General features: G+C 62.9%; 17 protein-coding genes and 2 pseudogenes. 15 read left to right on the top strand and 4 right to left on the bottom strand.

Going from position 1 to position 20937, the window contains the following annotated elements; genetic code table 11:
* Position 1 precedes the first annotated feature (1 nt).
* The 8 genes from ATB1_RS12425 (at position 2) to ATB1_RS12390 (ending at position 7700) form a co-directional block, all read left to right on the top strand.
* Complete coding sequence (locus ATB1_RS12425) at positions 2-802, top strand: creatininase family protein (protein ID WP_042664086.1); 801 nt, start codon at positions 2-4, stop codon at positions 800-802.
* A gap of 154 nt (positions 803-956) precedes the next feature.
* A complete protein-coding gene (locus ATB1_RS12420) occupies positions 957-2228 on the top strand; it encodes a sugar ABC transporter substrate-binding protein (protein ID WP_004062039.1) in 1272 nt (423 codons plus the stop codon).
* Between the two features lie 9 nt (positions 2229-2237).
* The gene (locus tag ATB1_RS12415; protein ID WP_004062037.1) at positions 2238-3176 is read left to right on the top strand and encodes a carbohydrate ABC transporter permease; all 939 of its coding nucleotides are present in this window, start codon (positions 2238-2240) and stop codon (positions 3174-3176) included.
* The gene (locus ATB1_RS12410) at positions 3173-4018 is read left to right on the top strand and encodes a carbohydrate ABC transporter permease (protein ID WP_008605944.1); all 846 of its coding nucleotides are present in this window, start codon (positions 3173-3175) and stop codon (positions 4016-4018) included. The genes ATB1_RS12415 and ATB1_RS12410 overlap by 4 nt, the downstream gene beginning before the upstream one ends.
* A 48-nt stretch (positions 4019-4066) precedes the next feature.
* On the top strand, positions 4067-5215 hold the full coding sequence (locus ATB1_RS12405; protein WP_004062033.1) for a hypothetical protein: 1149 nt from the start codon (positions 4067-4069) through the stop codon (positions 5213-5215).
* 41 nt (positions 5216-5256) lie between these two features.
* Positions 5257-6423, top strand: a complete 1167-nt coding sequence (locus ATB1_RS12400; RefSeq protein ID WP_042664080.1) for a mandelate racemase/muconate lactonizing enzyme family protein — start codon at positions 5257-5259, stop codon at positions 6421-6423.
* A gap of 51 nt (positions 6424-6474) precedes the next feature.
* A complete protein-coding gene (locus ATB1_RS12395) occupies positions 6475-7314 on the top strand; it encodes an SDR family NAD(P)-dependent oxidoreductase (protein ID WP_042664078.1) in 840 nt (279 codons plus the stop codon).
* Positions 7315-7325: 11 nt separating this feature from the next.
* A complete protein-coding gene (locus tag ATB1_RS12390) occupies positions 7326-7700 on the top strand; it encodes a Rid family detoxifying hydrolase (RefSeq protein ID WP_004062029.1) in 375 nt (124 codons plus the stop codon).
* 202 nt (positions 7701-7902) lie between these two features.
* Here ATB1_RS12390 and ATB1_RS12385 read toward each other — a convergent pair whose 3' ends face one another.
* The gene (locus ATB1_RS12385; RefSeq protein WP_004062027.1) at positions 7903-8550 is read right to left on the bottom strand and encodes a bifunctional 4-hydroxy-2-oxoglutarate aldolase/2-dehydro-3-deoxy-phosphogluconate aldolase; all 648 of its coding nucleotides are present in this window, start codon (positions 8548-8550) and stop codon (positions 7903-7905) included.
* A gap of 137 nt (positions 8551-8687) precedes the next feature.
* Between ATB1_RS12385 and kdgK1 the strand changes: the two are divergent.
* The 3 genes and pseudogenes from kdgK1 to ATB1_RS12370 all read left to right on the top strand — a co-directional run bounded on the left by kdgK1 (position 8688) and on the right by ATB1_RS12370 (position 11646).
* Positions 8688-9643: pseudogene (kdgK1, locus tag ATB1_RS12380) on the top strand (bifunctional 2-dehydro-3-deoxygluconokinase/2-dehydro-3-deoxygalactonokinase).
* Between the two features lie 871 nt (positions 9644-10514).
* Positions 10515-11166, top strand: a pseudogene (locus ATB1_RS12375) (reverse transcriptase-like protein).
* 156 nt (positions 11167-11322) lie between these two features.
* Entirely contained in the window at positions 11323-11646 is a 324-nt protein-coding gene (locus ATB1_RS12370; protein ID WP_004062024.1) for a hypothetical protein, read from the top strand.
* On the opposite strand, the gene ATB1_RS12365 is transcribed toward ATB1_RS12370, so the two are convergent.
* Positions 11647-12864, bottom strand: a complete 1218-nt coding sequence (locus ATB1_RS12365) for an inorganic phosphate transporter (protein ID WP_042664073.1) — start codon at positions 12862-12864, stop codon at positions 11647-11649. It abuts the gene before it with no gap.
* Positions 12865-13267: 403 nt separating this feature from the next.
* On the opposite strand from ATB1_RS12365, the gene ATB1_RS12360 reads away from it, so the two are divergent.
* The 4 genes from ATB1_RS12360 (at position 13268) to ATB1_RS12350 (ending at position 19779) form a co-directional block, all read left to right on the top strand.
* Positions 13268-14548, top strand: coding sequence for a glycoside hydrolase 43 family protein (locus tag ATB1_RS12360; RefSeq protein ID WP_241768210.1), 1281 nt, complete (start codon positions 13268-13270; stop codon positions 14546-14548).
* Positions 14549-14583: 35 nt separating this feature from the next.
* Complete coding sequence (locus ATB1_RS23325) at positions 14584-14823, top strand: hypothetical protein (protein WP_241768209.1); 240 nt, start codon at positions 14584-14586, stop codon at positions 14821-14823.
* Positions 14824-15099: 276 nt separating this feature from the next.
* Positions 15100-18267 (top strand): right-handed parallel beta-helix repeat-containing protein, encoded by a 3168-nt coding sequence (locus tag ATB1_RS12355; protein WP_198526096.1) that lies wholly within the window; start codon positions 15100-15102, stop codon positions 18265-18267.
* A gap of 471 nt (positions 18268-18738) precedes the next feature.
* Entirely contained in the window at positions 18739-19779 is a 1041-nt protein-coding gene (locus ATB1_RS12350) for an NAD(P)-dependent alcohol dehydrogenase (protein WP_042664072.1), read from the top strand.
* Here ATB1_RS12350 and ATB1_RS12345 read toward each other — a convergent pair.
* Together ATB1_RS12345 and ATB1_RS12340 are read right to left on the bottom strand one after the other, a co-directional pair.
* Positions 19774-20541, bottom strand: coding sequence for an SDR family NAD(P)-dependent oxidoreductase (locus ATB1_RS12345; protein ID WP_042664069.1), 768 nt, complete (start codon positions 20539-20541; stop codon positions 19774-19776). The two genes, ATB1_RS12350 and ATB1_RS12345, sit on opposite strands and share 6 nt — an antisense overlap.
* 125 nt (positions 20542-20666) lie before the next feature.
* The coding region (locus tag ATB1_RS12340) for a TRAP transporter large permease subunit (RefSeq protein ID WP_042664067.1) at positions 20667-20937 on the bottom strand (271 nt) is incomplete at its 5' end.

Below are 20937 nucleotides of genomic sequence, written 5' to 3'. Positions count from 1 at the left end.
CATGATGTATGATTCAATCGGACGACGCGAGCACGAGTGGGCAGGAATGACCGCGGCCGAGGTTCGAGCGGTGGGAGCGAAACCGGGCTCGATTCTGGTGATTCCGGTGGGGAGCATCGAACAGCACGGCGAACATCTGCCGGTGGTGACCGACTCTCTCTTGGTCGAGGCGATGGTCGATTCTGCGGTCGAGCAGACCGACGGTCTCCCCGTCGTCGTCTCGCCGACGGTGTGGAGTGGGTTCTCACCACACCATCTCACCTTCGGTGGGACGCTGTCGTTAGATTTCGAAACGATTCGCGCGACGCTCGAGGACATCGCGAACACGGGACTTCAAAACGACTTCGACGCCGTGTTGTTCGTCAACGGCCACGGCGGCAACGGTCCTCTCATCGGGTCCGTCGTCAGCACGGTCGGCATCGAGACCGACGCCGAGGTGCTCGGAACGACCTACTTCGAGCTGGCGACTGACCGAATCGAGGCGCTTCGAGATACCGAGACCGGCGGGATGGCTCACGGGGGCGAGTTCGAAACGTCGCTCATGCTTGCGGTCCGACCCGACCTCGTCGGCGATTCGTCCACCCGGAACGGTGAACCACTAAGTGAGACGTACCGCTGGGGCGGACAGGACCTCCTCGACGGGGGCTCGGTGAGCGTCTACCGGTCGTTCGACGCGTACTCCGAGACGGGCGCCATCGGGCTCCCCGAGGAGGCGAGCGCCGAGAAGGGAGAGCGGATTCGGTCGATTATCGCCGAGGAACTCGCCTCACTGCTCGATGCGGTTCACGAACAGAACGCGTGAGACACCGACAATCATAATAAAAATAAAATATGGATAAAAACAATTATATATGTGGGGGCAATTGGTAGCGATGATGCGAGAGAATACCACAGAAGAAGCTAGCGGACAGACTCTGGACCGTCGGCGGCTCCTTCAAGCGCTCGGCGCTGGTGGCATGATCGCCGTCGCCGGCTGTACCGGCGGCGGGGACGGAAGCGAAAGCGGCTCTGACGGCGAGGGCAGTGGAGAGGGTGGGGACGACACCCAGAGCGTCCAACTCCTCACGATGGGCGTCGGTGACAACATCAAGCAGTTCTTCGAGGAGAACAACGCCGCCTTCGAGTCGGAGTACGGCGTCGACGTCGAGTTCACGAGTGTGACCTGGGACAACGCACGGCAAACCGTGAACAACCGAGTCGACGGCGGCCAGGCCCCGGACGTGAGCCGCTGGCCCGCTCGGTGGATTCCGCAACTCGTCGGGAAGGACGCGCTCGAACCGGTCGACGACCTGATGGACGGCGAGTTCGGCGAGAAGTTCGCCGAGGGGGTCGCCAACGGCACGATGTACAACGGCTCGCACTACGGCGTTCCGTGGGCCGCGTCGAACAAGTGTCTCTACTACAACAAAGACGCGTTCGAGGCTGCCGGTCTCGACCCGGAAAACCCGGCGCTCGACACGTGGGAAGACATGCTCGCGGCGGCGAAGGCCCTCACCGAGAGCGACGAGGTGAGCGTCCCGGCGCTCGGCCTCGCCGGCGCTGACGCTATCGAGACGGGGTCGCAGTACTACCACTACCACTGGTCGCACGGCGCCGACCTGGTCGACGACGAGGGGATGCCCGTCGTCAACTCCGACGGCGCCGTCGAGGCGCTTTCGTTCTACGCCGACCTCCATCTCGAACACGGCGTGACGCAGTCCTCGCCGCTCTCGTCGACCCGACAGGACATCCGTCAACTGTTCGAGAACGGCGACCTCGGGATGGTCATCGGGCACGTGTACACGGGGCTCAACATAACCGAGTCACAGGAGAACGGTGAGGTTGACTTCGATTACGGTATCGTCCAGGTCCCGAAGGGCCCTGCGGGCCGGTACAGCCTGTTCACCATCGACACTCTGGGCATCTTCAGCCAGAGCGAACACAAGGACATCGCGCGAGACCTGATTCGCTTCTACTTCGACGAGGAGCGCCGCTTCCAGTACTCGAAACAGAAGGGCTTCCTCCCGGTCGTCGAGGCGGTCGGCGAACGGGAGTACTTCTCCGAGTCGAAGAACTGGGGGCCGTTCGTCGAGGCGGGACAGTACGCCCGTGCTCGGCCGAAACTCAGCAATTTCAGCCAGTTCAACGACCGGATGGTCCAAGCGATACAGGAAGCACTCGCCGACCAGAAGAGCCCGCAGAAGGCCTTGAACGACGCCCAGAGTGACCTCGAAGACGCGATGAACTAATGCAACGATATGAGCCTCGCTGAAGAACGTACCCAGACAGGCGACGATTCGCGGCTGGCACAGTCCGCCGCGCACGTCAAGCGGAACCGCCGCGCGTACCTCTTGATAGCGCCCGCTGCGGTGTTTCTCGTCGCCGTCGTCGGGTATCCGATACTGGAGACGTTCCGCCTGTCGCTGTACCGCTCTCCCGCCGATTCGACTATCGAGACGTTCGTCGGGTTGCAACACTACGTCGACATCTTCAACAGCGACATCTTCTACCGCCTCCTCTGGCAAACGGGACGGTGGGTCGCGGTCGGCGTCGCCGGAAAGACGTTACTCGGTCTGCTCATCGCAGTTCACCTCAAAGGCGACATTCGGGGTCGGAAGTTCTTCCGAACGGCGTTTCTCATCCCGTGGGGAATTCCGTACGCCATCTCCGCGGTCGTCTTCCGGTGGATAGAACACCCACAGTTCGGCTATCTCAACGCCATTCTGCTCAAACTCGGTGTGATTGAGCAGGGTATCGGGATTCTCGGGAACCCAGACATCGCGTGGTTGGGCGTCGTCGTGGCGGATATCTGGATCGGTACGCCGTTCATGGCGATCATCTTCCTCGCGGGTTTGCAGTCGATTCCGCAGGACCTCTACGAGGCCGCGGCCATCGACGGGGCCGAGCGGTGGCACCAGTTCCGATACATCACGCTCCCACAGCTCAAGAGCGTCATCCTGATGGCGACGCTCCTCTCGACGATTTGGACCTTCGTCAGTTTCGACGTCATCTGGACGATGACGGGCGGCGGTCCGATTAGCACGACCGCGACGCTGGTGATACACATCTACCAGGTCGGCCTGCAGAACGGGAATCTCGGGCTCGGCGCCGCCTACAGCGTCATCGGGTTCCTGCTGTTGCTCCTGTTCGCTATCGTCTATCTCAGGGTCTACACCCGCGGAGGTGAGGAGCTGTGACGATGGCAGGCCACGACGAGGGCGGACTGCGCCGAGTCAGAGTCTACGGCATGCTCATCGCGCTACTCGGGATAATGATGTTCCCGTTCTACGCGATGTTCTCCAGTACGTTCAAACCGGAGTCGGAGATATTCTCCGCACCGGCGACGCTCGTGCCGTCCCAGCCGTCGCTCGGGGCGTACGTGGACGTCTGGACGCAGACCGACGTGCTCCTCTGGATTGCCAACAGTTTCGTCATCTCGCTCGGAACCGTCGTGTTGACGCTTCTGCTCGCGATTCCCGCCGCGTACTCCTGCGCGCGGAACGACTTCGTGGGCAAGCGGACGTTCCTGCTCGCCGTCCTCGTCGTCCAGATGTTCGCCCCCGTGGTGCTCATCGTGGGGCTGTTCGACGTCATCAGCCGACTCGGACTGTTCAACACGTACCTGGCCGTTATCGTCCCCGCAGCGGCGTTCACCCTCCCGTTCAACATCTGGATGCTCTACGGCTACTTCAAGACCGTTCCCGTCGAACTGGAGGAATCCGCCCGCATCGACGGTGCCAGCCAGCTACAGGTGCTCACGAAGATTGTTCTTCCGCTGACCAAACCCGCGCTCGTCGCCAGCATCACCTACACGTTCCTGTACGCGTGGAACCGACTACTGTTCGTGCTGACGTTCCTCACGGACAGCGGGAAGTACAACATCCCGCGCGGCGTCTTCTCGATGGTCGGCGCGCTCCAGACCGACTGGCGGATGATGCTCACCGTCTCGGTCATCGGTATCATCCCGCTTCTCGTCCTGTTCGCGTTCCTCGAACAGTACATCGTGGCGGGAATGACCGCCGGCGCGGTCAAGGAGTAACGACCCTCCTGTATATCTGGATATTATCGACCCGCGTGACGACCCGCTATGGAGTTCGCTATCTGGGCGTACCCGTGGGACGTGTTCGATGCGGGACCACGAGAGACGGGCGCTCGCATCGCCGAACTGGGCGTCGACGAGGTGACCCTCGCGACGAACTACCACGCCGTACAAGCGTTCGCGCCGCACAACCCGAAGCGGCGGACCTTCTTCGCACGCGCGAGTTCATACTTCCGCCCTGGCGGCGGCTACGGCCGCCTCGAACCGGTGCCGTACGAGGGGATGACCGGAGACTGGGTCGCTGAAATCGCCGACGGCCTCGAGAACGTCCGGTTGAACTCGTGGACGGTCGGCTGCCACAACTCGCGGCTCGGGATGCGCCATCGAGACGTGACGCTGACCTCCGCGCACGGCGACGACCTCGTCTTCGGCCTCTGCCCGTCGAACCCCGACGTGCAGGAGTACCTCACCGGGCTCGTCCGCGACCTGACCGACTCGGCGCACTTCGACCGAATCGAACTCGAGACCTTCGACTACTTCTACGGGACGGGGTTCGGTTGGCACCACCAGAAGATTCACGCTCGGCTGGGAACCCTCGGTGAGTTCCTCTTCGGACTGTGCTTCTGCGACCACTGTCGGGCGACCGCGTCGGACGCGGGCGCCGACGTCGAATCAGCTCGGGAGACCGTCGCACAGACGCTCGACGAAATCGTCGATGGAACCGTTCCGCACGGCCTCTCGCCCGAGCTATGGCTCCGCGAGCACGACGCGGTCGCCGACTACGTCGACGTACGCGAAGAAACGCTGGCGACGCTCTACGCGGACCTGTCCGCGGCGAGCGAGTCGACGCCGCTTGGATACTACGTCGGCGCGCCCGAACCCGGTCGCGAGTGGATGGTCGGAGCCGACCTCGACCGGCTATCCGAGCACGTCGACTACTTCTGTCTGCCGGCGTACGAGTCCACATGTGAGGCGGTGATGGACGCCTATCGAAGCGTCGATGCGGTGACCGGCGACGTACCGTTACACGTCGGCCTCCTTCCGGGCCACCCGGCGATACACGACGGCGACACGCTCGTCGACATCGTCGACTCACTCCGTGCCGCTGACGTACCGCGGGTCTCGTTCTACAACTACGGACTACTGCCCGAGCGGTCGTTGTCGTGGATTCGGGAGGCCACGAACGGGAGTCTGTAACAAACGATACTTTCATACTGCCGCCCCCTCCAAGCGTTGGTATGGAGATAACCGACGTGACAGCGGTTACTGTCGATGTTCCGCTAACGAGTACCGACGAACCGCTCGGAATCGCCCCGTACACCACGAATCACGGCGAGCTCGAATCGATGGAGCGCGTGCTCGTCCGCGTCGACACCGACGAGGGTATCGAAGGCTGGGGCGAGATGCGCGTGTTCCTCTCGCCGACGGCGACCGAATCGCTCATCGAAGACGGTATCGGGCCGATGGTCATCGGCCAGTCGCCGTTCGAAATCGAACGCCTCCGCCGACAGGTGTTCGTCGAGTACACGAACGTCGATATGTTCTTTTCCGCCGTCGAAACGGCCTGTTGGGACATCGTAGGAAAAGCGCTCGACCGCCCCGTGTACGAACTGCTCGGCGGCTGGACCGCGCCGACCCAGAGCACGCTCCAGCACAGGTCCCACGTGGCCGACGGCACCCGCAGCCCCGGTCCAGTCCCGGTCGCGTTCTGCCTCGGAATCCTGTCACCCGAGGAGTCTCGCGTGAAAGCCCGAGAGGCACTAGACGCGGGGTTCGACGTGCTCAAGACGAAAGCGGGGAGGGACTGGCGACAAGACGTTGCGCGGATCAAGGCGATGCACGACGAGACGGACGGACAGCTGGAGTTCCGCCTCGACCCGAACCAAGGCTGGACGCTCGACCAGGCAGTTCGCGTCGGCGCGATGCTCGAAGACGAGGGTATCTACCTGCAGTACCTCGAACAGCCGATTCGGGTGGACTCCCACGTGTCGCTCGCACGGTTGCGACAGCGCCTTCGGCAGCCCATCGCTCCGAATGAGGACACCTACGTGCCACACAACATCTCTTCGCTCGTCGAGGCCGGCGCGATGGACGTGGGCGTCATCGACCTCACCCCGGCCGGCGGCATCAGCGGGATCCGGCAACAGGCGGCGATACTCGAAGACGCCGGCGTACCGTTTACCCACCACTGTGCGTTCGACCTCGGGATTCGAACGGCGGCGATTCTCCACGCCGTAAGCGGGATTCCCGGCTTTTCGCTTCCCCCGGACTCGACGTACTACGCGTGGGAAGGCGACGTCATCGCGGAGCCGTTCGAAGTCGAAGACGGCTGTCTCCCCGCACCGCGCGGACCCGGACTCGGCATCTCGGTCGACCTCGACGCCGTCGAAGCGTACCGAATATAGTGCAACACCATAGCAAGGTTGAATAGCCCCGACTACATCGGTGCGCACGCTATGGTTGAGTTATCACTACGAGACCGTCCGGCAATCGTAACCGGTGCCTCTCGAGGTATCGGTCGCGAAATCGCGGCGCGATTCGCGGAGGCAGGCGGAGACGTCGCCATCTGCTCGCGCTCGTTGGACGACGTGAGACCGGTCGCCGAGGAACTCACCGCCGCACACGACGGTCGGGTCGTTCCGGTCGAGTGCGACGTGACCGACCGCGACGAGGTTCGAAGCCTCGTCGATACCGCGCTCGATGAGTTCGGCGAGATCAAGGTGCTGGTGAACAACGCGGGCGGCTCGGACGAGTCCGCGAACGTGACCCACCGCTGCGACGAGGAGACGTTCGAACGGATGGTCGACCTGAACCTCAAGAGCCAGTTCCTCCTGAGCAAGGAGGTCCTCCCGGCCATGGTCGCCGCCGATGGAGGCTCGATGGTCCACATGGGCTCGGTCAACGGACTCTTCGGCATCGGTCTGTCCGGCTACTCGGAGGCAAAAAGCGGTCTCCTCGCGATGTCGCGAAACATCGCGGCCCACTACGGCCAACACGGTGTTCGCTCGAACGTCATCTCCGCGGGGACGATAGAAACCGCGAGCAGGCGCGAAGAGATGGAGAACACAGAGGGCCGGAGTGATTCGAACGCGCGCGAAGGCTGGCTCGACCAGTATCCGCTCGGCCGCTTCGGAACGCCGCGTGAGGTCGCGGACACCTCGCTGTTCCTCGCATCGGAGCTGTCCAGTTTCATCACCGGCGAGAACGTCGTCCTCGACGGCGGCCTCACGACGAGTCTCTCGACGTCGTTCATCAATGAGGTGTACGACGCGGACGAAGTACCATCACGACGGTAACCACATCAACGATGAAAGAACTAACCACAGCGGACGCACCGGACAGCATCGGACCGTACTCGCAGGGCATCATCTCGGGCGACAAACTCTACGTCTCTGGACAGGGCCCCGTTGACCCCGAAACGGGCAAGGTCGTCGACGGGACGCCGGCGGAACAGACGAAGCGAACCCTCGAGAACGTCGAGGCGATTCTGGAGGCCGGCGGGTCGTCGCTTGCGGACGTGGTGAAAGCCACCGTCTTCCTCAAGGACATGCGCTACTACGACGAGGTGAACGAGGTTTACGGCGAGTACATGTCTGCACCGTATCCGGCACGGAGCGCCGTCGAGGTCGTGAAACTCCCCGTCGACATCGACGTGGAAATCGAGGTCGTCGCCGAGCAGTGACGTACCGAGCCAACGACTCCAAGACTCGGTCCCGACTGTAAGGTGAGAACGGAAGCCAACGGCGCAACACCGCGTCGGGAGTGACGACGCTACCTTCCCCGTGGTCCCGAAGCAGTGTGGACCGTCGGGTTCCGCTTTCGCTTCGTGCAGTTCAGAACGCGCGACACCTCGGTTGTCGCGGCCGTCGGAGCCGAACGAACTCCTACTCCGACCGTGCGGCCTCGACAGCCTCTCTGAACGCTCGGGCGTTCGCTTCGATAACGTCGAACTCGCCGCGAGCGATGGCTTCGGTGTCGACGATAGAGCTCCCGACGCCGACGGCCGTCGCGCCCGCATTGAAGAACTCGCCGACGTTGTCCAGTCCGACCCCGCCGGTCGGGACGGTCGGGATGTGGCCGAGTGGGCCACCGAGCGCCGAGACGAACCCCGGACCGAGTGTGCCGGCGGGGAACACCTTCACCATGTCAGCACCGGCCTCGAAGGCGTTCACGGCTTCGGTCGGCGTGGCGATACCGACGAGCGATGGCGCGCCGTAACGGTTCGCGGTTTCGACGACGCCCTCATCGAACGACGGTGTGACGATGAACTCTGCGCCGGCGAGGGTCGTCGCCCGCGCCGTCTCCGAATCGAGGACGGTCCCCGCGCCGACGGAGACCTCGTCGGCCGCGAACGACTCAGACACGTCTCGAATCATATCGAGGACGCCTTCGGTGTTCGCGGTTATCTCGACCGTCGAAACCCCGCCGCGGCGGAGCGCGTCGACCGTCTCGATCGCCGTCTCGGGGTCGGTCCCGCGGATGATTGCGACGATACCCGACTCTGCGATTCGCTGGGCGGTGGAAGCGATCATATCCGTAGCAGGACGACCCACGGCTTAACCTTCGGGGTCCACGACTGCCGGGTGCAAACTTCGTCCAGAGCGGAGTCCTTATCACGCGAGTCCGCGACGTTCGAGTATGCCAAACCCGCCCCGACGGAGTGGATACTGTGACGCCTGAACTGGTGACCTTCGGCGAGACGATGGTTCGCCTATCACCTCCGAGAGGAGGCCGCTTAGAGACGAGTGACACGCTGCGGTTCAGCACCGCCGGGGCGGAGTCGAACGTCGCAATCGCGGCCAGCAGGCTCGGAGCCAACGCCGCGTGGCTGTCGAAACTCCCCGACTCGGCGCTCGGCCGCCGGGTCGCGACCGACGTGCGTCGACACGGCGTCGAACCCGCGGTCGTCTGGAGCGACGACCACCGACAGGGGACGTACTACCTCGAACACGGCGGCGAGCCGCGTGGCACGTCGGTCATCTACGACCGGGCGGACGCCGCGGTGACGACTGCGACGCCCGACGAACTCCCGACGCGCCTCCTCGAAGACGCGACCTACTACTACACGAGCGGTATCACGCCCGCGCTGTCCGATCAGTTGGAAGCGACGACGCGCTCGCTTCTCGACGCCGCGCGGAGCGCGGGGACGACCACCGCGTTCGACCTGAACTATCGGTCGAAGCTGTGGAGTCCCGAAGCGGCACGCGAGACGCTCGAACCGCTCTTCCCGCTCGTCGACGTGCTCGTCGTCGCGGCGCGCGACGCCCGAACTGTCCTCGGGCGCGACGGCGACGCGGCCGCGATTGCGCGTCGCTCGAAGCGGAGTTCGGCTTCGAGACGGTGCTCGTCACGCGCGGCGACGAGGGCGTGCTCGCCCGCGTCGACGGCGAAACGTACGAGCAGGCTGCGTTCGAAACCGAGACAGTCGACCCGATCGGTACGGGTGACGCCTTCGTCGGCGGCTATCTCGCCTCGCGGATTCACGGTGAACCCGTCCCCGACGCACTCGAAACGGGCGCTGCGACGGCGGCCCTCAAGCGAACGCTGGATGGTGACTTAGCTATCATCACTTCCACCGAAGTCGAGCGCGTGTGCGAGCAGTCTGGCGGTGGCATCAGCCGGTAACCACGGCTCTCCGACTGAGCGGCCGATACGAGAGATACGAGGGGGCCGTCGAACGTGCTTGGGTTTGTGGTGGTTGACCGCTCTCACGACCCGCTGAGGCGATGCCGAAGCAGGTCGCATTTGAGGGAGCTACTCCCAAAATTGATATCAAATAGCCCGATTCTATATTGTAATAGAAACGAAATGAAGTTATTTTTAGTACAGTACTATTTAGCTCTTGATAGTATATAACGGCGTCGGAAGTTGAGCGATTGAGACGGTTATCCGGTACTAAATATTGTATATATTATACAATAATACTGGAACGTTCCACAATCATTATTTATAAATTATGAGTGTTCTAGACTCGAATTTTTGGACCTGAAACCACGTTTCGGTGAGATTTCGCTTAGCGTAGTCAAGCCGACTGCTCAACTCTAATTGAGGGCGATGATGAAACACAGCCGTTGGGTTGGTACCACGTCGGCCAAACAATTCAGCGACAGACACTCGGTTCAACTATATTGTATTATTTAAGTAATACTAACCGAGGTTAATTCCGATAGTACCCGTCTCAACCGTAACCAAACTTGTGTTTCATCAGGCAGTTTTAGATCAATTCTAACATAATGTCAGCATTAAAAAGTAGATTGACAAAAACGTTCTATATCGGGCGTGGAAGCAGTTGCGTTGTTTCTCTCAACGGATACGCAGTCGCGGAGAGGTGGATGACAAACGCCCTGACCGGCGTCCCCAGAGCGAAGCCTCGGTGCCTCGGAATCTGTTCGACTCCGAAGAGTCCCCGGGCTCTTCGGTCTGACGAGGTGACGAGACCAGCCAGGGGCGACGGGGTGTGTCCCCGGAGCGAGCGTCGGGGGGAGGTGCTGGCGACGTGACCGAGGAACCGCTTCCCGTCGAACACCACTCACCACTCGCCACGCTCGTCGACAAGGTCCTCGCGGGCGTCGGTTACGAGATGGCAGTCGCCACCGATGTCATCGACGACGCCGTCCCTGGTTACGGGGCCTATTTGACCCCGCGACGACCCCGGCTGAGTTGCGGCGTGTGCTCGATGCCCTGCTGTCGTCGGAACTTACTCGCCCGCCAGCCCCCGAACCGACCGATAATTCGTTCGTCCTGTACGTCGATGGCAGTTCGTGCGGCAACCCCGGTCCGGTAGGCACGGGCGCAGTCATCATGGACGCAGCAGAGAACCAACTCGCATGGCTCGGCCGTCCCGTCGGGTCTCGGACGGGAACAACACTGCCGAGTACGTCGCCCTCCAACTCGGGCTTTCCGAACTGGTATCTCGTTACGAGCTACACAGCCTCGAAATCCGGATCAACTCGATGACAGTCATTCGTGATGCCTGGGGTGGTAACGACCCGACAGAACCGGGGGTCGAGACGTGCAGCAAGGCTATCGCCGCAGCGCTATCGAGCGTTCCGAACAACTGGGACACGCATCTGGCTGACCGCAACCCAAAGCCCGCCGATGCGCTGGCGACAGTCGGTGCCGATATCGCATCCTTGGGACCGGGATAGCTCGTCTCGTAGCTGATGTCCCCGAACTCCCGTCAGTGACGTGTGCATTCCACTCGTGTGATCCGCAATCCACTCCGTTACCATGTGCCATATCGTTTCGAACTGACGCCAGTGAGTGGTCGTGGCTTTTACCCGCATCGAGACATCACCTCCGGTATGGACCTTCAGATTACTGGACTGGAGGGTCTCGAGGAACGCGTCGGGAACGCCCTCAACCGAATCGGCGAACTGCAGGCAGGAACCCGAGTCCAGTCGGACGACTTTTTCTCACACCCGTTCATGCGCGACCACACCGAGTTCGACTCGTTCGACGCGTTCTGTGAGCAGAGCCCGTGGACGTTCGACGACGCTGCCGACGTGCGGAACGTCTCGAGTTCCCGACTTGATGAGTACGTCGCCAGCAGGACTGATTTCGAGACGTGGGAGGAGATGAAAACTCAGGCCGCAGAAGAAGAGATTGTCGACCAAATCGTCTCCTGACTATCCCACGCCCGGTGCCACGTTCAACAAGTGGTACAGGGCGTAGCTGATGATGCCTGCGCCAAGCATCGACCCGACCCACGACCCGAGTGTGATGCCGACTTTCCGCGGTGAGACGCCGCTTCCCTCGGACGAGCTGGCGGCGAGCCCACTCCCGACGATGCTCGCGATCATCACTTTGTTGAACGATATCGGGATTCCCAGCACGATTGCGAGCTGTGCGATAAGGAAGGCGGGAATTAGAGCGGCAATCGACCGTCTCGGCCCGAGCGTGGCGTATTCGTTCGAGACGGCTTGGACGAGCCGCGGCCCTCTAATCCACGCTCCGAGGAGAATCCCACCGCCGCCGAGTGCGAGCAAGTAAATCGACGAGAGCTGGAGGTCCGTTTCGAACACGGCCTCTAGCGGGCCGGTCGCCAGGCCGACCTGCGTGCCACCGCTTGTGAACACGACGATGAGTCCCAGCGCGACCAGAAACTGATTGATACCGGCGGTCTCGTCGCGGCGAAGCAACGCCCGTGTCCCGACCAGTGCAACGAGCCCGCTGGCCACACTCACGGCGACCATTCCGAAGGTGTACGAGCCGCCGATGGCTGTTGGTAGAAACTGGTATGTGGTGGCGAGGTATCGTGCGACGGAGCCCTGTGCGCCGTTCGCAGTCGGGATAACCGTGAGCTGGATGTTGGCCAACGCATAGCCGACTGCGCCACCGAGGACGGGGATACCGACGAGTTCGGGGACGGCGTCGCTTCGCAGGCCGCGAGCGAGTCCGTACGCGAGGACGCCCTCGACGATGGGTATCGCGAACCAGAACCCGAGGATGACGACGTACTCATCGACGGCGAAGCCACCGCCGAGGGCGATGCCGGCCCCGACCATCGCCCCCGTAACGGTGAATGCGGACGGGATTGGATACCCGTAGGTGTTGCCGATTGTGATGAGCGTCGCGGCGGTCAGCAGGGCCGCGGCCGCCGCGAGTGGCGTGATCGAGACTCCGGTGACGAGGTCCTTACCGATGGTCTCTGAGATGCTACCTCCCTGGAGGATTGCTCCGAGCCCGGCCACGACGCCGACGAGGAGGGCCGCTCGGAGAACCGAGAGTGCGTTGGCTCCCACGGCGGGCGCGACGGGGGCCGAGTTACTGTTCGCTCCGACGGTGAACGACATGAACAGGGCTGCCAGGAGCGCGATCGCAAGGACGAGAACTACCGACGCCATGCAGTCAACGCTCCCTCCAGCGTCTCCCGTGTTGCGACGTCGAGCGCAGTCGGCGACAACTACGTATTCTCATTCGCCCGAAAACCGCGTTACGGGACGGATGAATCTGTCGAATTGGTGTATATCTGCTGCTGATGCACCGATGTTTTGCATAAGTAATACCGTTCATACGGTCACCGAGTCCGGACGGTCGCGAGGGAGACTTACGATGTGTTTCGAATAACCGAACGTCGATCGCCGAGTGGTTCGTCGACCGCAACTCGATTCGCTCGTCTCACGCGGGACGTATCCGTCGACCATCCGGTGTACTCCGTACCGAAATAGCTGGAGAGAGCGTTCAACATCGTGCAATTGAGGGTATTGAACACAACGTTTATTCATGCGTTACTTGTTGTCCGCTATCATGAAACACACCTCTGCAGTCTGGGACCCGAACCTCGATGACGGCCAGTATCGGAACCCGGTCATCTACGCGGACTACTCCGACCCCGACGTCGTTCGCGTGGGTGCTGATTTCTTCATGACCGCTTCGAGCTTCAACGCCGTCCCCGGACTCCCGATACTCCACTCGCGCGACCTCGTGAACTGGCGACTCATCAATCACGCTATCGACGAGTTACCACCAGATTTCGACCGTCCGCAGCACGGGAACGGCGTCTGGGCGCCCTCGATTAACTACCACGAGGGGACGTTCTACATCTTCTACGGCGACCCCGACCGCGGCGTCTACATGACCAAGACCGACGACCCTCGTGGTCGGTGGTCCGACCTGACGCTCGTGTACGAGGCCGAGGGGTGGATCGACACGGCACCGCTGTGGGACGACGACGGGAACGCGTATCTCGCCCACGCGTTCGCGAAGAGCCGTGCTGGCTTCAACAGCGTGCTCAACATCGCCCCGATGGCACCGGACGGGACGCACATCACCGGCGAAAGCAGACAGGTGTTCGACGGCCACGACGACCACCCGACAATCGAGGGGCCGAAGCTGTACAAGCGGGACGGGAGTTACTACATCTTCGCGCCGGCCGGCGGCGTTAGCGACGGATGGCAGACGGTCCTGCGCTCGGACGACATCTACGGCCCGTACGACGACCGAATCGTCCTCGCCCAGGGGGAGACGCCGATTAACGGGCCGCATCAGGGAGCGCTCGTAGACTTAGACAGCGGCGAGGACTGGTTCGTTCACTTCCAAGAGGTCGACCCGTACGGCCGCATCGTCCACCTCCAGCCGGTCGCTTGGGCCGACGGGTGGCCCGTCATCGGTCGCGACGAGGACGGCGATGGGACCGGGGAGCCGGTTCGAACGCACGAAAAGCCCGATGTCGCTGCTGAGACGCTTCCGACGATGGTCCCGCAGACCTCTGACGATTTCGAAGCGGCCCGCTTAGGGCTCCAGTGGCAATGGCACGGAAACCCGAAGTTCGGGTGGCACTCGCTCACCGACCGCCCCGGCGCGCTCCGCCTGTTCCAACAGCGTGTCGGTGAGTCTGACAACCTGTGGACCGCCCCGAATCTCCTTCTCCAGAAGTTCCCCGCCCCGGCGTTCACGGCGACGACAGAAGTCCACTGTGGCCTCCAAGAAGAAACCGGGACATGGGGGGCTTCTCGTCATGGGCACCGAGTACGCCTACCTCAGTATCCACAAGAGCACGGACGGAGTCCGCCTGATACAGGGACGTAACACCAGTCCATCGGAGGGCGACTCCGATACGGTCGGTGAGCGAGTGCCCCTCCGAGGCTCCGTCCGCACGACTGCGGGCGACCGTCGAAGACGGGGGTCGCGTCCAGTTCGCGTACGCGACGGACGATACCGGCTTCGAGTCGATTGGAGAGCCGTTCCAGGCCCAACAGGGTCGCTGGATCGGTGCCAAAATCGGTCTGTTCGTCGCGCCGTCGCCCGACTCTGCGGTCGGTGACGGGTACTGCGACTTCGAGTACTTCGAGGTCAGCGACTAAGCAGACTCCAGCGGGGCGCATGTTCTACGTCCGAATAACAGACAGTTCATTGACTCCCTTGTGGACACTGCATAGTTAGTGACCTCCTCAACCGGTCGTCCATCGAGCATTGATTTGGTCGCTGGAAGTTGTAGTATTGTGCGAACTGCATGCGTCTCTCCGTGTGAACGGAAGTCGTGACGGCCGACGGCTGACCGCCGTCGGTTTCAGAGCCGAGTACCACTTCATTTATATCTCGTGAAAATCACATATATCCTATATCTACGCTGACGCATAATGTTCTTGACTACCTCATCTCCCGGTTGGATTCGGCGAATACTGGTCGTACTCGTCGTCGTGTCGCTTTTCGTCCCACTCGCCAGTCCGGCGGCGGCCGCCCAAAGCGAGGCGAACACCACGTTCGTGGAATCGGACATCGCCGCGGACACGACGTGGACGCCGGAGGACGGCCCCTACCGAATCATCCAGAGCGTCCACGTCGACCCCGGGACGACGCTGACGATACGCCCCGGGACCGACGTTCAACTCGCCGAGGGAATCACGCTCTCCGTGGACGGCTCACTCGTCGTCGACGGCACGGCGGCCCAGCCGGTGACGATTTCCCGGAGTGAGGGGGCCGCCGCCGACCGCCGGTGGGCGAGCATCCGCTACAACGGGACGAGCGAGTCCCGCCTCGTCGTGCGCAATACGACCCTGCAGGGCGGGACGAGCGGCGTCACCGTAGCCCGTGCGGACGGGTCGATAACGATTACCGACTCGACGTTCCGTGACTTCTCGAACGCCGGGCTGTCGGTCGACGACACCGCGGAGACGCCGCCGATTACCATCGAGCGGTCGACGTTCCGCCGCATCGACGGGCACGCGGTTCGGGCGACACCACTGACGGGGGCGACCGGCGAGACCTCGATTACGGCGTCACCCGCGGAGCGCGAGGAGCGGTCGAACCACACGCTGTCGCTCGACGCCGGCGTCGGCGTGACCTTCGACACGATAGAACTCCGATACGCCGACGCCGGCTCCGTCGACGACGTCGACGCGGAGAGCATCGACCGCATCGGTCTCGACAGCAACCGAAACGGGACGATAGAGCGGTCGTTCGACTCGTTCGTCGCGGACGTCTCGGCGCGGGACGGTCGCGTGCGGATCTCGCTGTCGAGGCCGGTCAGCATCCCGAGCGACGGCCGACTCCTCGTGGAGTACGGGGACGTGATCAACCCGGAGACGCGCGGTTTCTATCCCGTTGCGGTCGACCTCCGAAAGGGGACAGTCTCACAGCTCTCGGACGGTGTTCGGGGCTCGCTCGCCGTCGGAAACGTCACGTCGCCGGTCGACGACCGCGCCGCGTCCACGACGCGCGTGCGGCAGCTCACCGTTCGCGAGTCGACGTTCCGCGATATCAACGGGAGCGGCGTCTTCGTCGCCGCTGACGGCGTCGGCCGGCTCTGGTTGTTGAACAACGAGATTTCGGCGACCGCGGGCAGCGGAATCGCGGTTCGCGCGGCCCGAAGCGACACGACGCTGCTGCACAACCACATCACCGCCGGTGACGCCGGTATCCAACTCGACGCTCGCGACGAGACGACGGCGACCGTGGCCGGAAACGAGATTCGAGGCTCCCGGACCGGCATCCGTATCCGCCAGTCGGGGACGCAACTCCCCCGACCGGGTGCGGTCTCCATCCGTGACAACACGCTCGCGGACAACGTCGGCCACGGCGTCGACCTCACCGCTCGCAGTCTCGAACTGAATCTGCAACTCACCGACAACGCGATTCGCGGTAACGGCGGGGACGCTGTCCACGTCAACAACTGGCTGACGAGAGGGAGCGACGTTCGTGGGAACCGCTTCGTCGAGAACGGCGGCGACGGGTTCGCCCTCGATGGGACCGTCGTGTCGGGCCTCACACTGGCAGACAACACCGTCCGGGACAACGAAGGAGCGGGACTGGCGCTCCAGACGGGAGCGGCGGCACGCGGGGTCGACGTCCGGAATAACACCGTCCGCGATAACGAGGGTCACGCCGTTTCGGTCCGCTCGAACCTGATTATTCACCGGACGAACGTCAGCGAGAACCGACTGGCGAACAACGCCGGTGCGGGACTGCTCGTCGCCAGCCCGATAACGCATCGAGGCGAGCTTTCGGTCGCCAACAACACTATCGCCGCCAACTCCTACGGCGTCGTCGTCCGCGGGGTCGTCGAGACCGACGTTCGGGACAACGACATCGTGTTCAACACGAACGCCTTTGCGGACCCGGTTCCCGTTTCGGGGGTGACGCCGGGAACGGGGGTGTACGTCGCGGAGGGGGCGTCCGGTGCGATCATCAACCAGGCCGAGTCGACGGTTCCGCTGGAAGAACTCGTCGCCAATCCCGAGTTGACACAGCGGCTCACGGTCGCTCGGCTCTGGGAGGACACGGTCGTCGTCCTGCGGACGGACGGGGAAAGCGAGACACGGAGCGCGGAAGCCAGCGCCCTGACGATTCGTCGCGTGAGCGGCGCGCTTCCGACCGGAATCGGGGTCCAAACGGCCGGCGAGGGGACCAGGACCCACCACGTCGTCAACAACAGTATCTACGGCCAAGACCGCGGTCTCACGGTCGATATCAAGCCGCTGGTCAGCGCGAACGCGACCGCCCGAATCGTGGTGGACCCGATTCGGACCGTCGACGCCGAGTCCAACTACTGGGGCGCTGCCAGCGGTCCGTATCACTCGTCGATTCTCCCGTCCGGAGAGGGGAACCCCGTCGTCACCGAGCGCGGCTGGGTCGATTTTACGCCGTTCCGAACCGTGGCACCCGACGAGCTGTACACCCGTCCGACCGCTCGAATCGACGCCCCGGCGACAGCGACCGCCGCGGACGAACTCCGACTGTCCGGGGCCGGCTCGACGAGCGACACCTCAGCAGTCGGTCGCTATCACTTCTTCGTGAACGGGACCGAGCGAGTGCAGTCGACCCCCGAACTCAGCGTCACGATGAGCGAACAGCCCCTCGACGTCGGGTTAGCCGTCGAGAGTCGACTCGGCATCGACAGCGACACTGTCACGACGACGATTGGTGTCGCGCCAGCCGAGGCGACTCCGACGGTGACGACAGCGACCTCCCCGAACACGGCGGGGGCGACGAACACGGCTCAGTCGCCGACGAACGATTCGACCGACGACGAGTTCCTCGGCGGACTGGCCTCGGTGTGGGGCCTTCTCGGAAGCGGGCTCTACGTGGGTGCGCTGGGTCTCGGCGGCTACGGAATGGCGCTGACCCTTCAGCGTCGGTCGCCCCCGGTGAGCGGCCTTCGAATACAGCTGTTGGCGGGCGCGGCCGTCCTCGTCTGGCTCATCGGCGGACTCGTCGGCACCGCCTCGCTGGTCGGCGTCGGTCTCGCCGCGGGTGTCGCGTGGGCCGGACTCACTGGGGTCGCATATGTCTTGGCGACGCGAGGGTGAACGCGCCCCCTGACGACCGTCGCAGATGGCGTCCCGCCACGCGGCGGAGCATTGCGACGCTTCCCCCGGAGGGCGTGTCACACCGTGGCTCTGTCGTGTGTCTCATTTCGGTCAGTACAAAACCGTAGTGGCATCGGACTATTAAGTGTGCAAATTGTGCAATATTGATCCTCGACTCTTGATAAATTTTTTGTGAATATCCATTTTTCGACTGTGAAAAACACGTGTTTACAGATAAGATGTTAGATAATCACTCAAAAATGGCATCATATAATAACCTAAGTAATCCAAAATATTCAGATCCCACAAAAATGTTTGTTTGTGAAACTATTGTTGGGTTCGTCTGTGTTATTTTGCTGCCCACTGAGCGGGCGAACGCACCGGTCGAGTGCGGTGAATACTCCCCGTACTACCGTCTGTCGTGACCCACACGGCAAAAGGAATATAACCGTAATTCTCCTCCGTACAAGCATGCGAACCTGCGAGCTCACAGCTGTTAGTGAATTCACACTTGTCGAGCGGGACCTCCCGACAATCGCCCCCGACGAAGTCCTGGTTCGAATCGACCGCGTCGGCATCTGCGGGTCCGACTTACACTACTACCAACACGGCGAAAACGGAGGCAACGTCGTCGACTTCCCCCACGTCCTCGGTCACGAGGCCGCGGGTACCGTCGTCGAAGTGGGTGACGAAGTCTCCCGCGTCGGTCCCGACGACCGCGTGGCAATCGAACCCGGTCTCCCGTGCGGAGAGTGCGAGTACTGCGCCGGTGACGACACCTACCACCTCTGTGAGGACATGGAGTACATGTCTTCGCCGCCGGTCGAGGGCGCACTAACCGAGTACGTCGCGTGGCCCGCCGAGTACCTGTACGCGCTTCCGGACTCAGTGTCGCTCCGCGAGGGGGCGCTCGCGGAGCCGCTGAGCGTCGCGATGCACGCCTGTCAGCGCGGCGGCGTCTCCGAGGGCGACTCGGTGTTGGTCACGGGCGGCGGCCCCATCGGCCAACTCGTCTCGGAAGTCGCGATGGCCCGCGGAGCCGAGACGGTCGTCTTGACCGACGTCGTCCCCGAAAAGCTCGAACTGGCCGAGTCCCGCGGCGTCGACTACGCGGTCGACGTGACGGAGTCCGACCCCATCGAGACGATTCGCGAACACGTCGACGAACGCGGCGTCGACGTGGTTCTCGAGAGTTCCGGCTTCGGCAGCGCTATCGAGACGACGACCGAGGCCGTCAAACGCGGCGGCACCGTCGTCTTCGTCGGCATCCCGCTCGAACCCGAGTTCCCCACCGACATCGTCGAGACCATCGGCCAAGAGTACGACCTGAAGGGGTCGTTCAGATTCAGTAACACGTACCCGGAGGCCATCGAGGGAATCGAAACGGGTCGGTTCGACGTGGACAGCATCGTGACCTTCGAGTCGTCGTTCGAGGACACGCAGGCCGCCTTCGACCGCGCGGCCGAGCCCGAAGAGGTAAAAGGCGTAATTCGCGTCAGCGACGAGTTATAACGCGTTGTCGTTGTAGCCGCCGTCGACCGTGATGACCGCGCCCGTCGTGAACGACGCCGCGTCGCTGGCGAGGTAGACGGCCGCGCCCGCGATTTCGTCCGGCGTCGCGACGCGTTCCATCGGCGTTCCCTCGTCTATCTTCTTTCGCAGTTCGGTCCCCTCGTTGAAGCCGTCGCCGGCGAGTGGGGTCTTGACGAACCCCGGTTCGATGGCGTTGACCCGAACATCGGGCGCGAGGTCGGCCGCCGCGGAGCGCGTGAGACCGTTTACGCCGCTTTTCGCGGCGCAGTAGGCCGGGCGCTCCTCGCGGGCCTGCTGTGCTGACATCGAGGAGATGTTCACGATGCTTCCCGTCTCCATCTCGCGGCCGAAGACGCGGCACGCCCGGAAGACGCCCGTCAGGTTCACGTCGATATCTTGGTTCCACTGGTCGTCGCTCATCTCGGAGACGGACGCTCTCGCGACCGACCCCGCCGAGTTCACGAGGATATCGATGTCGCCGATGGCGTCGCTGGCGACCTCGTAGAGGTTCTCTATCGATTCGTTGTCTCGAACGTCGCACGTCACTTCGGCCGTCTTCGCACCGCGAGCGCGGAGTTCCTCGGCGGTCTCCTCGACGGCGTCCGCGCTGCGACTCGTCGCCACGACGTCGGCACCGTCGTTGGCGAAGGCGAGCGCAATTGCTCGCCCGATGCCGCTCGTGCCGCCGATGACGACCGCAGCGCTATCCGATACGGTAACCGTGGGTGATGTCTCCACCATATTCGAATCCACCGACTACGGCATGCTAACTCTTGCGGTCGACAGACGAACTCACGAAGCGAACGCTCCCGTACCCGCATCTACGCGCCGGTAGCGGCCGTTCTAAAAAGAAATCGAAGCGTCGCTCAGGCGAGCCCCATCGCACGGGGCAGCCAGAGGACGAGCTCCGGGAAGACGATAATCAACAGGAGGGTGAACAGAAGCGGCAGGTAGAACGGGACCATGTGCCGGGTAATCCGTTCGAGCGAGACGCCGGTGACGGCGTTGAGCACGAACAGGATGACGCCGAACGGCGGCGTGAGCAGGCCGATCATCAGCGTGACGATCATCACGACGCCGAAGTGAATCGGGCTGATTGCGGTCTGCTCGACGATGGGGAGGAACACCGGTGTGAGG

Source organism: Haloferax sp. ATB1 (assembly GCF_000730175.1).
This window is presented reverse-complemented; position numbering and strand designations above follow the sequence as displayed.

What these genes read in the sequence shown, in the direction of transcription:
- ATB1_RS12405 (WP_004062033.1), top strand. Translation starts at nt 4,067, where the DNA reads ATGGAGTTCGCTATCTGGGCGTACCCGTGGGACGTGTTCGATGCGGGA.
- ATB1_RS12415 (WP_004062037.1), top strand. Translation starts at nt 2,238, where the DNA reads ATGAGCCTCGCTGAAGAACGTACCCAGACAGGCGACGATTCGCGGCTG.
- ATB1_RS12395 (WP_042664078.1), top strand. Translation starts at nt 6,475, where the DNA reads ATGGTTGAGTTATCACTACGAGACCGTCCGGCAATCGTAACCGGTGCC.
- ATB1_RS12390 (WP_004062029.1), top strand. Translation starts at nt 7,326, where the DNA reads ATGAAAGAACTAACCACAGCGGACGCACCGGACAGCATCGGACCGTAC.
- ATB1_RS12385 (WP_004062027.1), bottom strand. Translation starts at nt 8,550, where the DNA reads ATGATCGCTTCCACCGCCCAGCGAATCGCAGAGTCGGGTATCGTCGCA.
- ATB1_RS12345 (WP_042664069.1), bottom strand. Translation starts at nt 20,541, where the DNA reads ATGGTGGAGACATCACCCACGGTTACCGTATCGGATAGCGCTGCGGTC.
- ATB1_RS12350 (WP_042664072.1), top strand. Translation starts at nt 18,739, where the DNA reads ATGCGAACCTGCGAGCTCACAGCTGTTAGTGAATTCACACTTGTCGAG.
- ATB1_RS12425 (WP_042664086.1), top strand. Translation starts at nt 2, where the DNA reads ATGATGTATGATTCAATCGGACGACGCGAGCACGAGTGGGCAGGAATG.
- ATB1_RS12370 (WP_004062024.1), top strand. Translation starts at nt 11,323, where the DNA reads ATGGACCTTCAGATTACTGGACTGGAGGGTCTCGAGGAACGCGTCGGG.
- ATB1_RS12360 (WP_241768210.1), top strand. Translation starts at nt 13,268, where the DNA reads ATGAAACACACCTCTGCAGTCTGGGACCCGAACCTCGATGACGGCCAG.
- ATB1_RS12420 (WP_004062039.1), top strand. Translation starts at nt 957, where the DNA reads ATGATCGCCGTCGCCGGCTGTACCGGCGGCGGGGACGGAAGCGAAAGC.
- ATB1_RS12400 (WP_042664080.1), top strand. Translation starts at nt 5,257, where the DNA reads ATGGAGATAACCGACGTGACAGCGGTTACTGTCGATGTTCCGCTAACG.
- ATB1_RS12355 (WP_198526096.1), top strand. Translation starts at nt 15,100, where the DNA reads ATGTTCTTGACTACCTCATCTCCCGGTTGGATTCGGCGAATACTGGTC.
- ATB1_RS12365 (WP_042664073.1), bottom strand. Translation starts at nt 12,864, where the DNA reads ATGGCGTCGGTAGTTCTCGTCCTTGCGATCGCGCTCCTGGCAGCCCTG.